Origin of the sequence: Pseudomonas sp. EA_65y_Pfl1_P113 (assembly GCF_963970525.1) — a bacterium.
Taxonomy (GTDB): domain Bacteria; phylum Pseudomonadota; class Gammaproteobacteria; order Pseudomonadales; family Pseudomonadaceae; genus Aquipseudomonas; species Aquipseudomonas tritici.
Genome location: NZ_CAXAQM010000430.1, coordinates 1 through 491, shown reverse-complemented (window position 1 = coordinate 491; position 491 = coordinate 1). Strand labels below are relative to the sequence as shown.

The 491-nt window shown below is 61.9% G+C and carries 1 protein-coding gene; it reads left to right on the top strand.

Translation table 11 applies throughout. From position 1 onward, the window contains the following. Positions 1 to 2: 2 nt before the first annotated feature. Positions 3 to 491: SDR family oxidoreductase (locus AACY52_RS30415; RefSeq protein ID WP_339561398.1), on the top strand; the 489-nt coding region annotated here is incomplete at its 3' end.

Below are 491 nucleotides of genomic sequence, written 5' to 3'. Positions count from 1 at the left end.
ATCTGCTGGAAGAGGAGGCGGATGCCCGGGACGTGATCGATCTGATCCGCGCTTCGGGCCGAGTCGGAGTCGCCATCCCCGGGGATTTGTGCAGCGAGGATTTCTGCACCACACTGGTCCAGACCGCAGTCGATACGCTTGGTGGGCTCGACATTCTGGTCAGCAATGCCGCCCGACAACAAACCCACGGCTCGATCCTCGACATTTCCACCGAGGAATTCGACCGGACGATGAAGACCAATATCTACGCGCCGTTCTGGCTCATCAAGGCGGCGCTGCCGCATCTGGCACCGGGATCGTCGATCATCGGGACGACGTCGGAGCAGGCAACCGATCCGTCAGAAGATCTGTATGATTACGCGCAAACCAAGGCAGCAACCACCAATTATGTCCGCAGCCTCGCCAAACAACTGGCGTCGCGGGGAATCCGCGTGAACGGCGTCGCACCGGGGCCGATCTGGACCCCGCTGCAGGTGTCTGGCGGCGCGACG